The 17022-nt window shown below is 48.7% G+C and carries 3 protein-coding genes; all 3 read left to right on the top strand.

Features of this window, described 5'->3' with window-relative positions; genetic code table 11:
- Positions 1–30: 30 nt before the first annotated feature.
- The 3 genes from TI10_RS04665 to TI10_RS04675 are packed head-to-tail and all read left to right on the top strand — an operon-like array spanning position 31 to position 17000.
- A complete protein-coding gene (locus tag TI10_RS04665) occupies positions 31–12510 on the top strand; it encodes a hybrid non-ribosomal peptide synthetase/type I polyketide synthase (RefSeq protein WP_244161506.1) in 12480 nt (4159 codons plus the stop codon).
- The gene (locus tag TI10_RS04670) at positions 12507–13772 is read left to right on the top strand and encodes an MFS transporter (protein WP_049582057.1); all 1266 of its coding nucleotides are present in this window, start codon (positions 12507–12509) and stop codon (positions 13770–13772) included. The genes TI10_RS04665 and TI10_RS04670 overlap by 4 nt, the downstream gene beginning before the upstream one ends.
- 30 nt (positions 13773–13802) lie before the next feature.
- On the top strand, positions 13803–17000 hold the full coding sequence (locus TI10_RS04675) for a non-ribosomal peptide synthetase (protein WP_049582058.1): 3198 nt from the start codon (positions 13803–13805) through the stop codon (positions 16998–17000).
- Positions 17001–17022 lie beyond the last annotated feature (22 nt).

Below are 17022 nucleotides of genomic sequence, written 5' to 3' on the forward strand. Positions count from 1 at the left end.
CAAGAACCCTTTTATCTTAGGAAAAATGTTGTGAGTAATCATTCAAACACCTCATCAAATGTTCCGTTCTTATTGCCAACACCTGCTCAACGCAGGCTATGGCTTATTAGCCAAGGAAATATGGACTCAGCATTATATAACGTGCCATTTTCGTTACGTTTGCGTGGTACGTTAGATAGGAAAGCGCTTGAACAAACTATTATTTTTATGATTGAGCGTCACCCCGTGTTGCGTTCACAATTTCATGTTCTCAATGGAGAATTACAGATAACGTTGCATCCGCAGCGGCCTGAATTACGTATCAGTGATCTCAGCTATTACTCCCCGGAAGAATGCGAAACCAAAATAAAGTCAATCTATAATAACGAAGCCAGATATTGTTTTAATCTCAGTAACGATTTGCCTTTTCGTTGTTTATTGCTTCGTCGGCAAGAGAACGATCATCAGTTGATATTTACGCTTCACCATATTGTATTTGATGATTGGTCTACTCACGTTTTTCTTAATGATTTTAGCCATGCCTATAACCAGTATAAAATCGGTCAACAACCTAAGTTGGCAGCAATTACCTACCCGCATGTCAGTGACTCTGTAACAGATATTCATATCGATAGCGCCCGTCGGCAACGCTTACGCAGCTATTGGGGAAAACAGCTCGCGGAATTGCCTGAACTACATAAATTACCCACCGATCGGCCGCGGCTATTAGAACAACGGGGACGTGGCGCGGTATATCAGAAGTCACTTCCTTTATCTCTCGTTGGACGTATTTCTAAAATCTGCCAACGTTATGGATTAACACCTTATATGGTGGCGATTTCCGCTTTTGCCGTATTACTGAATCGTTATTCATACGATGACGACATCGTTATTGGCAGTCCATTTGCGAATCGTCACAGTATTGATGAACATGTCCGTCTTGGCTTTTTTATCAATTTGTTACCGCTGCGTTTTCGCTTTAGCGAGGGAATAAGTTTCAGTGATCTATTAGTTCAAGCACGCGATATATTGCTTGATGCATATGAAAATGCTGATTTGCCGTTTGATGAGATTGTCGATGTGGTACAGCCCCTACGTTCTCTGAGTCATGCTCCTGTTTTTCAAATTATGTTTGATTATTTGAAGAGCCCGGGACAAGCATTGCAACTGGATGGATTAGAAGCAGAAATACAATTTATCCATTCTGATACTGCTAAATATGATTTGACGTTATCGATAGAAGAATCCCCGAATTCCCTACTCTGTCTGGTTGAATTTGATACCGATTTATTTGATACCCTCACCATTACTCGCATGGTGAATCACTATGAGAAATTGTTGGATTCCTTGTTAAGTGAATCTGAACGTTCTGTCTCCACATGTAGCATGTTGCCGCCAGAAGAGCTGGAGACACTGGCTCGCTTCTCCCGGCCGGCAGAACCTCTACCTGTATTGGAATTTATTTCGGTGGCTGAACGCATCAAGTCACAGGTGGGTAATAATCCAGATGCACGAGCGATTGTTTGGCGTGATCAACGTTTCACCTATGCTCAACTGGACCAATATGCGCAATGTCTGCTCGCGAAGATGCGCCAGTGCGGCGTTGGGCCGGGTAGCCGGGTTGCAGTGTTTATGAGCTACCGGCCAGAAATTGTCATCTCTTTTTACGCTATTCTCTCTGCCGGCGCGGTTTATGTGCCGTTGTCCCCTGCTGATCCTCGCTTTACCGACAAGATAAATGATGCACAGCCAGTACTGATCCTCACCAGTGAACAGGATGCTGTTAGTTTGCTTGATTTTCATGCTATCACGCTGGAAGTTGATGGGCTGTTTCGTCAACCAGCTCCGCCGGAGGAGCAACCCATTTGGCCGGTTCAGGAGAGTGATTCAGCCTATGTTATTTATACTTCTGGTTCAACAGGTAATCCCAAAGGGGTAGAGGTAAGCCACGGTAGTCTACATGCATCGTACCATGCCTGGCGCCATGACTATCGTTTCACCCAACCCGGTGAACCGGTATCGCTACAACTTGCCGCACCGATTTTCGATCTCAGTATAGGGGATTTCAGTCGTACTCTGGGTTGTGGTGGATGCCTGATTATGTGTCCGCGTGAGTGGTTGCTAGATGCCCCTGAAATGTACCGCTTGATGATGAGCGAAGGCGTGACCTTCGGTGATTTTCCTCCTGTAGTACTGCGTCAATTAATTCAGTTCTGTCAGGATAATGGGAAACGTCTGGATGGATTATCAACGCTGGTGTGCGGGGCTGATGTCTGGTTTGGTCATGAGCTGCATGCAGCACAAGCGCTTTGCCGCCAAGATGCGCGTATTCTCGGTTCTTACGGTGTAACCGAAGCAACCATTGACAGCACTGTTTTTGATCCGGAAACACACCCGTTAGAAGCCGGGCGAGTGATTCCATTGGGGAGACCGCTGGCTAGCTGCGAACTGTTCATTGTTGATGAACATCTGCAACAGGTGCCAATCGGCGTTAGTGGTGAATTGTTGATTGCTGGTGTTACCGTAGCGAAAGGATATCTCAACAATCCTCAACTCACAGCAGAAAAATTTATTACCGGCAAATTCGATAGCCAGGGCCGTTTTGTGGCAGACAGTTTTGCGCAAGATAATAGTGGTACGCGATTTTATCGCACCTCAGACATTTGCTGTTTCCTGGCTGACGGTACTATTGACTTCATGGGACGCAGTGATCATCAGGTTAAAATTCGCGGTTTTCGCGTCGAATTAGGTGAAGTTGAGAGTGCCCTACTGGAACACGCAGATGTGCGCCAGTGTGCGGTTGTCGCCTGTAATGACAGTACAAATAATAAAGTGCTGGTCGCCTATGTTGTGTCATCGGCTGATACTGACAAGTTACGTGGTTATTTGTCCCTGCGGCTACCCGGGCATATGATGCCGCGTGCTTTCGTGTTTCTCGATAAATTACCCACCACACCCAACGGGAAGGTTGATCGCAAGCGCTTGCAGGTTCCTGATTTTTCGCTACCAGAAAATCAAGAATCGATGACAGAACCCGCTAACGCTCGTGAAGAACAACTGCTGGCATTATGGAGAACAGCGTTAGGGGTTCAGGTCATCGGTACTGAAGATAATTTCTTCTATTGTGGCGGCAATTCATTAATTGCTGCCAATTTGATTACACAGATTAATAAGACATTTAGTGTTCAGCTTAAGCTTTCCGCTATTTTCAATCATCCGACTATCGTCGGGTTGGCCTCGTTACTGGATAGTATTGAAAAGGACGGTGTCGAAAAGAGCGGCGCGAAACAGAGTGTTACTATGCAGCACGTTTCGCAGATCAGTGATTTACTCTCATTCGGTCAGCGCAGTTTGTGGTTGCTTGCGATGCAACGGCCGGATGATTGCAGTTACAACGTGCCTTTCACATTGCGTCTGCATGGTAATCTGCATTTTAGTGCGTTAATGCAGGCACTGAATGACATAGTGCAACGTCATGATGTATTGCGCACTACATTCTCTAGCCAAGTCAGCAAAGTAAGCGGGCCGGATGGAACATCCAGTTTTGAACCCAGTTATCAGGTTGCATCTGAATTAACGCTCCCCCTGCGCCAGCAAAATATCGCCGGCGGTGAGTCAGCGCTGGCATCGAAATTGCGGGAAGAAATGATGGCAAGTTTCGATCTCGCCAATGGGCCACTCATCCGTGCGGTACTGTTTACGTTGTCCCCGCAAGAACATGTGCTTTGTATTACTCTGCATCACATTATTTCCGATGGCCGCTCGCTGGCAATACTTTCTGATGAGTTACGGCACTGCTATCAGGCACATCTGGCCGGTAAGGCACCCATGCTACCCATGTTGGAAGCAAACTATGGGCATTTCATTACCTGGCAACGGTCTCGACTGGCTGATCCAGCGGTACAGCAACAAATTCACTTCTGGCGTCAACAATTGGCAAATGCGCCAGCGACTCTGACACTGCATGATATGGCTGCACCAACTGACGAGGCGGCGGCAATAAGTTGTGTTATTCCCCATCTGTATGTTGAAGGCGTAGAGAAACTGGCTCGTGAGCAGAACTGTACACCGTTTATGGTCTGGTTGAGTTTGTTTACACTCCTGTTGCGCCAGCAAAGCGGCGAGCAGGATTTTATCGTCGGCACACCGGTGTCGCTGCGCACCATACCTGCATGGGATGCGCTGATTGGCTACTTTGCTAATACTTTGCCGGTACGCATCAATAGCCGTGAGTTGCAAACTTTTCAACAACTCTTGATGCATACGCGACAGGTTAGTCTCGACATCCTTGAAAATCGGGATTTACCATTCGATTATTTGGTACAGACACTTAATTTGCCTCGTGTAGCGGGTAAAAATCCTGTTTTCCAAACTATTTTTTCCTGTGAATTAGATCAACCAAACGATGCAACATTCGGGGACATGAAGGTTTCAGACGTTGAGTTGGGGGACTATCGCGCCAAAATTGATTTGGAGCTGGCGATTAACCGTGTAAATGGTCAGGTTTACGCTCACTTTATGACAATGCCGGGGGTGTTATCTGCCGTCACTCTGGAGCGGATGAGTGAGCATTTGCTGGCGATATTGCCACAACTCATTGAAAAACCAGATACTGCATTGGCTGATTTGTTGACGATTAATTCCAGCAATAGTGCTCAACCAGAACTCATTGTTGATAAGCCACAAGGACTGTTTCAGTTGTTTGAGCAGAACCTGTCCCAGTATGGCGGACATGTGGCGCTGGAAAGTGATGAATTAAGTCTGAGTTATCAGCAGCTTGATACATTGACGGCATATGTGGCGCAGCAACTACAACAAGCAGGTGTAGGCCGTGGTGATCGAGTTGGCATTCTGATGGGGCACCATCCACATAATGTCACGGCAATGCTGGCAATTAACCGGATTGGTGCGGTGTTTGTGCCGCTGGCTCCTGATAATGCCGAACCAGCAAATCGGTATGTGATTGATAATGCGAAAATAAAAGCGATTTTATGCCGAAATGAAACAGCCCCCCTGTGCCAGCGTCTTGGTCTGGCGGCAATTAATATTGATGAGTTAGATATAGCCAACGCACCCTGTATGGCAATGGCGGCGATCTGTCAGCCGGATGATTGCGCTTACGTTATTTACACGTCGGGCTCGACGGGCAAACCGAAAGGTGTTGCTGTCTCCCACCGTAGTGTCTGCCATAACATTCTGGCAATACGCGATGAACTGAGACTTGAACCTGCTTCTCGCATAGCACAATACTCTTCGCCTGTGTTTGATGTGATGTTGGGAGAAATTTTTCCAGCGCTTGTAGCGGGTGCTTGCGTGGTCTTCGGTAAGAAACAGCAACTGTTGCCTGGCAGTGATCTGACAGAGTGGCTGGCACATAAACAGATTACGCATCTGTGGATTGTACCTTCCGCGTTGGCGATAGTGCCGTTAGTACCGCTGCCTAATCTCCAGGTGCTTATCGTAACCGGTGAACCTTGTATGCCCGAAGTCGCCCAACGCTGGTCTGTAGGGCGCAGGCTGATGAATGGATATGGCCCTACTGAATGTGCGATTGTGGTATCCCTTACCGATTATCATGCCGCAGGACAAAATCTGGTGCTGCGTCCAATGGGCGATGTTCGCTTCTATCTGCTTGATGAACAGAGAAAGCCCGTGGCGCCGGGGGAAATGGGTGAACTGTATTTAGCGGGAACCTGTGTTGCACAGGGCTATCTGGGGATGGATGAAAAAACCGCTGAGGTGTTTTTACCCGATAGTTTTGCACCACAATTAAAGGCTCGCATGTACCGTACTGGCGATATTGTGCGCCAACGCGTGGATGGCGCACTGGAGTTTGTTGGTCGGGTTGACCGTCAGGTAAAAATCCGTGGTCACCGAATTGAACTGAATGCTGTACGTGCCGCCCTAAGTGCGTTACCGGGTGTACGTCAGGCCGAAGCGCTGGCAATCACCGATAGCCAAGGGAATAAAGAGTTGGCGGGATACATTGTTGGCGAAACTCGCCGTAATGAAATCCTGAACGCATTACGCCAACAGGTTAGTGACGTTATGGTGCCAACAGCGCTGTTCTTTCTTGATGCACTACCTACCGGCATTACGGGAAAAGTCGATCTGAAAGCGTTGGCTGAAATGAAACTGACACGTGCCGGTCAGCATCAATCTTCCCCTTTGCCAGTCAAAGTTGTGCCATCGCTTAGTCGCGTTGAGGCTATCTGGCGTGAACTGCTAGAGAGGGATGAAATCGGTTATGACGAAAACTTTTTCGATGCTGGCGGCCACTCACTGCGGATTATGGCGCTATTACAACAATTGAATGAGGTGTTTGGTCACGGCTTGTCTGTCACCGATATTTTCGCTCATCCCACCATTCAACAACAAGCTCAACTACTGGACACACTGTCGCAACAAAAAACACCTGCCACAATCACACCGCCGATAGTCACTAAAGAGACAGCAACGCCATCAACGCCGAATGTTTCGACTCAGGATAGCAATACTATTGCGATTATTGGTATGACTGGCCGCTTCCCACAAGCGCCAGATCTCGACACTTTTTGGCAGCGGTTGTTGGCGGGTTATGATGCCAGTGCGGCGTTGTCTGACGAGGAATTGTTACAACGAGGCGTCGATCCAGCGCTGTTAAGTCACCCGCAATTTGTCAGACGCGCACGTTTGCTGGAGGGTTGCGCGGAGTTTGATGCACGCTTCTTTGGTTATTCATCACGTGAAGCGCAGGTGATGGACCCGCAACAGCGGTTGTTTCTTGAAATGGCATGGGAAACGCTGGAATTATCTGGCTATGGCAATGATAGTACACCGCGTTCGGTGGGTGTCTTTGGTAGCAGTGGCTTCAATTATTACCTGCTGGAAAACGTCATGCCAAATAAAGACCGGATGCATCTCGACCCCGGTCAGTGGCAAATAGGTAATGACAAGGATTTTATCGCTACACGTACTGCTTACAAGTTGAACCTTAGCGGACCGGCTGTCAGTATTGGCACTGCTTGTTCGTCATCACTCACTGCTATTCACTTTGCCTGCGAAAGTTTACGACGCGGTGAATGTAACATGGCGTTGGCGGGTGCTGTAGCACTGGACCCGCAACAAGTTGGCTTTGTCCATGTCAGCGGCGGAATTATGTCTCCAGATGGCCTTTGCCGGCCATTTGATGCGGCGGCCAACGGTACAGCCAGCGGCAGCGGCGGTGGGATGATATTACTAAAACGTCTGTCCGCTGCTTTGGAAGATGGCGATACTATCTATGCGGTAATTAAAGGTTCTGCTGTCAATAATGATGGCGCACAAAAGGTTAGTTACACGGCACCAAGTATTGACGGTCAATCTGCTGTAATTAAAGACGCTCTGCGTAACGCCGGTGTATCGCCCGCCAGCATCAGTTATATCGAAGCGCATGGTACGGCGACCTCTCTAGGCGATCCGATAGAAGTACGTGCGCTGACTCAGGCTTTTGTGGAACAGTCTGATGGTGAGACATTGCCTGTAGGGAGTTGTGCAATAGGTTCTGTGAAAGGAAATATAGGGCATACTGATGCCGCCGCCGGTATCGCGGGTGTAATCAAAACCGTGTTAGCGCTGCGTCACCAGACTTTGCCGCCAAGTATTCACTATCATCAACCCAATCCTGCAATCCACTTCGAACAGACTCCGTTTGCTGTAATCAATACAGCACGCCCGTGGCCGCAAACAAGTAAGCCACGTCGTGCCGGCGTAAGTTCTTTCGGTATTGGCGGCACTAATGCCCACCTTATTCTGGAAGAAGCTCCGCGTCAGCAAGATACCCGCATATCAGATGGCGAGCGCTGGCATCTGCTGCCGATTTCAGCAAAAACGCCGCCAGCGTTAATTCAGCAAGGGGAACGCTTGGCAGTAGCACTGACTGCCTGTCATCAGCCATTGGCGGATATTGCCGGGACTTTGCAACAAGGACGTAGCGCTTTCGGTGAGCGTGCTTTTGTTGTGGGAAAAGATCGAGAGCAATTAATCAATCAACTACGCCAGCTATCGCCGCAGACTGTTAGTCGCAAACAACAGCATCGGGCAGTGATTTTTATGTTTCCGGGGCAAGGAAGTCAGTCTATTGAAATGGGCCGGTCGCTGTATCTGCGCGACGGTGTATTCCGCCAGCAATTTGATCGCTGTGCCGAACTGTTACAACCACACATCAAACTGGATATCAGGCAGTTAATTTATCCGCAATCAGAACGCGACAATGCGGTCAGTCGGTTAAATGCTACACGTTATACTCAGCCTGCGCTGTTCACTGTTGAGTATGCGCTGGCCTGTCAGTTACAGGCGTGGAGTATTACCCCTCAGGCAATGATTGGTCATAGTCTCGGTGAACTGGTTGCTGCCTGCGTAGGGGGTATGTTAGAGCTGGAAGATGCACTGGCATTGGTAGCCAATCGTGCTGCAATCATGCAACGTCAGCCCACAGGGGCAATGCTGGCGGTACAGGCATCACCTGAACGCATGGTTTCGCTGGCGCCAGAGTGTGAATTTGCCGCGATCAATGGGCCTGAACAGTGCGTGATAACTGGCAGCCATGACGATATTGCTGTACTGGAAGAGCAGTGTGAAAAGGCAGGTATTTCTTGCCAGCGACTCACGACATCACATGCATTTCATAGTTCATTAATGGATGCTGCCGCACAACAGATGCGGGAATTCAGCGCAGGCTTCACGCTACAATCCAGCACTATTCCGATGATATCCAATGTCAGCGGCAGTTGGTTCAGTGAACAGGATCGCGATAATTCTGGCTATTGGGGCGATCACCTGCGTCGGCCGGTACGCTTCTATGATGGAATTCTTACGTTGCTGACCCATTATGACAATCCAATCCTGCTTGAAGTAGGCCCGGGGAGTGCGCTGACCAGCATGCTGAAAGATCTACAGCAGACAAGCCAAGCTCAGATACTGACCACAATGCGCCGTACTCGCCAGCAGAAACCAGATGAAGAGGTGCTGCTCAACACCATCGGGCAGTTATGGCAGCAAGGAGTCGCCATCGATTGGGTTGCATTTGGTCATTCACACAAATTACATCGGGTTATGCTGCCAGCGTACCCCTTCCAACGCCAACATCTCTGGTTGGAACATCCGGTCACTACATCAGCCGCCGTAATAAGTACACAGCGGAGAAGCGTACCGACTTTCACACAGTTATCGGCTAGAGAGGAGGTCACACAGTTTACTTGTAAGCTGAATGATAATGTCTGGTTTATCAATGAACATCGCATTTTCGAAGGGCAAGGTGTATTACCGGGCACAGGTTGCCTGGAATTAGTGCGTCGTGCTTTTAACGAATTGCAACCCGGCGGCACGGCCACTTTTAGTGAGGTTTATTTCCCCTCGCCATTGGTACTTCCGTCAGGTGTTGAGCGTCGGATACGCATTAGCTTGACCGCCATTGATCACAGCTTTGCCTTTACGCTGGAGTCTCGCGGTGACGGTGATGACAGGTGGCAACTCCATGCAAACGGTAATATTACTGCCGTATGCTCGCCACCAGCAGAGATTGTTTCGCCTTATGAGTTACGTCGGAATTTGCAGCTTGAAGAAGTTGCAGAGGCGCCGGAGCGCTTCAATCAGGCATTTGCTGACTATGGACCACATTGGCAATGCATTACAGGTGTTTGGATGGGTGATCGCTGTGCGTTGGCACAGTTGCGGCTCAATCCGGCATTTATCGATGATTTACCTGATATTGCATTACACCCTGCTTTGCTCGATTTGGGCACGGTATTCTTACATGCCTGTCTGTTACCGGGTGATGCTTCAATCCCGTTCCATTATGGTTCACTGACGCTGCATCAGCCATTATGCGCTGAATTTTACAGCCTGGCAGTTGAGACGGCGCCACGGACCTATAACATAACGCTATTTAGTTGGGATGAGAGTCAGAATTGCAAACAAGTGCTGGTTGAAATCCACGGTTACCATTTACGGCAGTTTAATTCTTTGCCACTCCAACCAGAGCGCGAGGCGAATGTCGCACGGTGGTGTCGTCACCCTCGATGGTTGCCGAAGCCTCTAGGCGAAACAAAGCAGAATCGTGCGCCGTGGCTGATTTTTGGCGCTCAAGCCGCTGAGCTGAGTGATTTATGGGAAGCGGCGGCGCCCGGTAGTATTATTGTCGAAGATGCTGATGAATTTCTGCAACAGGATACTTACCGCTTTAGTTTGCGTAAGGATCAACCCGAAGATTATCAACGACTGATAGATTGCCTGATACAGCAACAAGCGCTACCAGAACGTATCATTTGGTGCTGGACTGCGGCAGTGATTTCTCAACCAGAGGCCGCGTTTGAACAACTGGCGGCTGCGATTAAAGCGCTCACCGGTCATCACAGGGTTTTTAATATTACCCTAATTTCCCGTGGGCTACAGGCGGCCAGAGTGTTGGAAGCCTGTAATGCCGCACCCGCGCTTGGTTTGCTAGGAATATTGGCGGCAGAGTATCCGGGGTGTTCTGCACGTCATATTGATCTGGATGATGACACTTTTGCTACATATCAATCGCTGATTGCGGAACTGTATACAGATATGCAACCAGAAGAGACGACAGAAGGAATACCGGTTACCAGCATTACGCTTAAACAGGGTGAGCGTGAATTACAGACATTTACCGAGTTTGATGAGATACCTCACCGGCAAATTCTGCGTGATGGCGGTGTTTACCTGATTACTGGTGGACTAGGGGGTATCGGTCAATTACTAGCACGTCACATCAGCAATAAATGCAATAAAGTTAAACTCGGTATTTTGAGCCGCCGGGAAACGAATGCGACAAGCGAAGCTTTACTCGATGTGTTGCGGAAATCTGGTGCTGAAATCATGATGTTGTCCGCTGATGTTGCTGATGGCGCGGCATTGACTAAAGCACTGGCACAGATGCGGGCAAGATTTGGCGCTATCAACGGTGTGATTCATTCAGCGGGTATTGAAGCCAGTGGGTTGCTGGAACATGGCACGTCGCAGGACTGGCGACATGTAATGGCGGCAAAAGTCAGTGGAACACAGCAACTGATGACGGCGATGAGTCAAGACCCTCTCGACTTTGTTCTGTTGTGCTCTTCACTTGCCTCATTTGTAGGTGGAATTGGTCAGGCAGACTACGCGGCGGCGAACCGTTATCTTGATGCCGTGGCGTACTACTGGCGACAACAGGCTATACCGGTAACGTCAGTTAACTGGGATACCTGGGCTGAAGTGGGGATGGCTGTGGATTATGCTGCACGTCGTCAAGAAAGTGTGACCGGTCTCAGTAATCAAGAGGGCTGCGCTATTTTCGATCTGGCTATCGCCGGAATGGAAGCACAGATCGTTGTCAGTAAATTTACTACTGTGCGGCGTGCGCAACTACAGAACTCATCGGTGATATCTGATTCCGCCAGCCCAGAAGAAGCGGTTCGTCAATTGTGGTATGAGCTACTGGGTGAAGAGACGATTCATTTGGAAGATGATTTCTTCGAACTGGGTGGTCATTCGCTGTTGGCAACGCAAATGATCTCCCGTTTACGTGATCATTTCCAGCACTGTCTGACACTGGCGGAGTTTCTCGAACAACCGACAATGGCACGTGTTGTCCGCTCACTATCTGATGAGAAAAAGAGCCAGGCTCCTGAAAATGCCCATATCCGCTACTGCCTGGTGCCCATTAATCATGGCGGTAATGGTAATTATTCACCCTTGTTTTGTGTGCCGGGTATGGGCGGCAATGTTACCCAATTTATGCCTTTGGCTGCGGCATTACCACGAGAACTGCCATTTATCGGTATGCAGTATTTGGGGCTTGATGGAAAAACAGCGCCGCACCAATCGGTAGAAGAGATAGCAACACATTATATTGCTTGTTTGCGCTCGGTACAGAAACAAGGACCATATCATATCGGCGGTCATTCATTGGGTGGCAAGGTAGCTTATGAAATGGCGCGGCAGCTTCATGCTGAAGGAGAAAGCGTCGGTTCTCTGGTGCTACTCGACTCCGCCGCGCCACCTTATGCACCAGTTCCGTATCAGGAAGATGCTGATATTGCCAAAGTTATTCTTGGTATTTTTGCCTACTACACTGACCGACTGGAAATGATCGATAGCTTGGATGACGACGAAATGCGTGCATTGCCACGTGAGGCGTTACTGAGCTATATCAAAGAGCAATTAAAACGTTTCTCGTTGATTCATGCACAGAATGATATGGGCTCAATTAACGGATTGTTTAATGTCTACCGGGCTGCGTCGGATATGTCGCCTAAATATCGTCCAACACCCGTACAGTTGCCAATTCCTATGCTGTTAGTCAAAGCGGTAGAACCCTTACCAAAAGGGGTTGTTGTGCCGGAAATACGGGAAACCAATGCCTGGGGTTGGGAGAAGTTTTCCACTCTTCCCATTCGTATCGCAGAAGTGCCGGGGAATCATTATAGCTGTCTGATGGAAGAGCACGTAGCCCATGTATCGCAGGCAATAATCCACCACTTTCCGTCAATAATAAAAGGAAGGCAAGTATGAGTCATTCTTTCCCAACAGCTTACCTTCCTGATACCCGGCAGCATAAACGCCGATTAGCAGTCATCCTAATGACATTGGCGGTAGATGCTTTGGGTATCGGGATTGTACTCCCGGTTTTACCCGATCTGTTGCGGGAGGTTGCCCCGCAACCGCCGGAAGCAGGTGTGCCGTTAATCGGGTTATTTGTCGCACTATATGCTTTTGCACAGTTTCTTTTCGCTCCGTTGTTAGGGACGCTTAGCGACGCTTGGGGAAGGCGACCGGTATTGCTTTCAACACTGTTTGGGACAGCGCTGAGCTATACGCTAGTAGCGACTGCGCCGTCGCTAGGATGGCTGGTGGTCGGTATATTTCTTTCCGGTTCCACCGCCGCTAGTACTTCCGCTGCATCGGCTTACGTAGCAGATGTTACGCCAGAAGCACAGCGAGCAGCGCGTTTCGGGCTGGTCAGCGGTGTTCTTGGCTTCGGCATGGTTGCCGGGCCAGCCTTCGGTGGGTTATTAGGCATGATTGCACCGCGCCTTCCATTTGTCATTGCTGGTTCACTAGCAGCAGTGAATGCTATTGCCGCCATGTTTGTTCTGAACGAAAGTCTGACCAAGGAGAACCGGCGTTCGTTCGACTGGCGCCGCGCCAATCCTTTGGGCAGCTTGAAACTACTGACAACGGATGGGGTACTGAGACGCTTAGTTTATGCTTCGGCTCTTGGCATGGTGGTTTATGGCATTTTTCTGGCCTGTTTTGTCTTACTCAATGAAATGCGTTTAGGCTGGGGACCACGTGAAAACGGGCTGGCTCTCACCGGGCTCGGCGTCGGGATCATCATAACGCAAACTTGGTTGCTAAAAATGTTCGTGACGCGCTGTAACGAATACCGCACAGCCATCATCGGTTATGGACTCTATATGTTGGCGTTTATCGCTTATAGCCTGGCCGTATCCCCCCTTATTGTTGCTGGCGCAATTGCTTTGCATGCACTGGCGTTGATCAGCGATTCAACGCTTCGTGCTTTGATTTCATTACGTGCAGGCAATGAACGACAAGGGGAATATCTGGGAGCGCAGAACTGTATGTTGGGTCTGGCTATCACTGTTTCTCCGTTATTAGGCGCGTTCTTGCTCCATTTCTCATCTCGTCAGGGACAATCTCTCTACTTTCAAGGGTTCCCTTTTGTTATTGCTGTGGTTGTTTGCTTCTGCGCCATATTGATTTTGCTACGTGGCTCTCAAGCAGACATTAAATTTCGCAGTTTGTATAAATAAAAAGATCACTAGCCTGTGAGGGTTAATTATATGAAACAACATCAAGGGGATTACTACCCCCTGACCGCAGCACAGCAGGAAATTTGGCTGGCTGAACAATTAAGTGCAAAAACAGGAATTTATAATACGGGTTGTTATATTGATATTTCAGGCTATATCGATATTGAGACACTTAACACGGCATTGTCCCAGTTGATAGATGAAGCTGAGTGTTTACGAGTGGTGGTTGTGCAGCACCCACAAGGATTACAACAACAGATTGTTACCCATCTGCAATGGGAATGTCCGCTGATTGATTTATCTAATCATGTGAATGCATTAACAGAAGCTGAAATCTGGATGAAGGCTGAATTGGCGCGGCAGATGGAGTTAACACAGGGGCCGTTGTTTGGCTTTGCGCTACTGAAAATCAGTGATGAACACTATTTTTTGTTTATTCGTGTCCATCATCTGGCTAGTGATGCTTTTGGCACTACGTTGCTAATTCAGCGGCTTGCTGAACTGTATACCCAGAAATTGACTGGCGCTGATGAGCTGGAAAATCCATTCGGCGCTCTTAGCGATCTGCTGGCTTTTGATGAAGAATACCGCCGCTCGGAAAATTTCCAAGGTGACCGTCAGTGGTGGGCACAATATATGGCAGGCCGAAGTGAACCACAGAGCCTTGCCGTGGGGGCGAAACCCGGTCAGTTTGCCGACTTGGGTTCGTTCAGTTGCACCCCGTGTGAAATCCCGGCAAAGGTCAATGATATTCTGCACACTCTGAGTGAAGAGAGTGGCAGTAGTATGGCGCAAATTATTATTGCTATCGTTGCTTCCTGGATTTCTCGTATGACCGATAAGCAGGATATTACGTTAGGTATGCCAGTAACTGCGCGTTCAGGGCGTGTGTTACGTAATATTCCAGGTATGGTATCTAATGTATTACCTCTGCGTCTGACAATAGATCCTGCTCATTCCATCGGCGACATTAGTAAGCAGGTCAGCCAGGAAATCCGCCAATTACTCAAACATCAGCAATATCGCTCTGAAGATATCTATCGTGATTTACAGCGAAATGGTTCTGCCCCCCGCTTGTTTGCGCAGAATATTAATGTGATGCTGTTTAACAGCAATGTGAGCTTTGCGGGTAATTTGGGGCGTACCAAAAATTTGTCCAGTGGCCCGGTAGAAGATCTCTCTGTGACCATTTATTATCATGACGAAGGCGGCAGTTTGCAGTTTACGCTCGATACCAATGATAACCTCTATACTCCCCACGATATTAACCTCCAGAAATCTCTTTTTCAGCATTTCATCACTGAATTGCTGGCGGATATATCACGCCCCATTGGTGAACTGACATTACCGGGTTGGCGCATAGGAGACAGCCTATTACCTGCGCGGCACGCAGTATTAAACGAGGAAACACTGGCCTCGCGCTTTGAACAACAAGCAATTGCAAGGCCAGACAGTATGGCGCTGACTTATCAACAGGAAAAGGTGAGTTATACGGTATTGAACCAACGTGCTAACCAACTGGCGCACTATCTGGTATCGCGGCAAATAGGCCCGGAACAGCGTGTTATGGTCTGTTTACCACGTTCTATTGAGATGATGGTGACACTGCTGGCTATCATCAAAGCGGGTGCTGCCTACGTGCCGGTGGAGGCAGATTATCCGCAAAGTCGTCTCGATTTTATGATTGACGATGCTGAACCTGCTTGTGTGATCACCACCAGCGAAATTGCGCAACGCCTGACAACCCATACCCCCATGTTACTGCTAGATGATCCCGAGTTAATTGCCCATCTGGAAATGCAGAGTATTGCTGATCTGTCTGATAAAGAGCGCTTGCAACCGCTGATTTCAGCACACCCTGCTTATATCATTTACACCTCTGGCTCTACCGGCATGCCCAAGGGCGTGGTAGTGACTCATCACAATGTGATGCGTTTGCTACAAAGTACTCAGCGCTGGTTTAATTTCTCTGAAACCGATTGTTGGACAATGTTTCACTCTTATGCTTTTGACTTTGCTGTCTGGGAGTGTTGGGGAGCATTGTTGAATGGCGGAAGACTGGTGATTGTCCCTTGGGAAGTCAGCCGTTCACCTACAGATTTTTTGCAGCTTTTGGTTAGCGAAAAAGTAACGGTGTTAAATCAGACGCCTTCAGCATTTCAGGCACTAATCCATGCTGATCGCGAAGCCCCTAAACTTGGGCAGAGCTTGGCGCTGCGCACAGTGATTTTTGGCGGAGAAGCGCTGAATGCGCATATCCTGGAGGAGTGGTATCAAAGGCACGATGATAACGCTCCTCAGTTGATCAACATGTATGGTATTACTGAAACCACTGTACACGTGACCTATTTCCCTCTTTCACGTGAAGTCGTTACGCAGCCTGCCTCAAGTCTTATCGGCGAACCTATTGATGATCTCAGTATTTATATTCTTGATGAGGCTCAGAGCCCGGTTCCGGTAGGTTTTGTGGGTGAGATATATGTGGGCGGCGCAGGGGTAGCTCGTGGTTATCTGAATCGTCCTGAACTCACGGCTGAACGCTTCATTGCTGATCCTTTTATCGGCACAGGTGCGCACATGTATCGCACTGGCGACTTGGCAAGATTGCGTCGGGATGGGGTATTGGACTTCCTTGGCCGTACTGACGATCAGGTTAAAATCCGCGGCTTCCGTATTGAATTGGGCGAGGTGGCGGCAGCGCTAAATGCACACCCTGATATCGCGCAGTCTGAGGTCATTGTGCGTGAAGATGAAGGTCAACAGAAGCGGTTGGTGGGCTATGTCATTGCTCATAAGGGTATTACGCTTGAACCACAGTTAATACGGGCCAGTCTAGCCGCATACTTACCTGAAGCGATGATTCCAGCAACAATAGTGCAACTTGACCGCTTCCCGTTAACCATTAACGGAAAGTTAGATCGTAAGGCGTTGCCGAAACCCACATGGAATAGTGCAGTAGTCAATGAAAATAGTTCCTCCAACCCACAGGAACTCGCACTTTGTTGTCTGTTTGCCGAGTTGTTGGGATTAGAAAATATCTCTCCAGAGGATAATTTCTTTGAGCTCGGCGGCGAATCATTGGTTGCAATGCGGATAATAGCAAGAGTGCGTAGTGACTTCGGCGTTGAAATAACGTTGCGCGATCTATTTAACGCACCGAGGGTCAGCCAACTGGCGCAACGATTAAACACTTTACAGCAGGAAAATGAAGTCGTCAGTCAGACCTAAATTTTTAACGCAATTATGTTGG

It is taken from the genome of Photorhabdus luminescens subsp. luminescens (assembly GCF_001083805.1).
Lineage (GTDB): Bacteria > Pseudomonadota > Gammaproteobacteria > Enterobacterales > Enterobacteriaceae > Photorhabdus > Photorhabdus luminescens.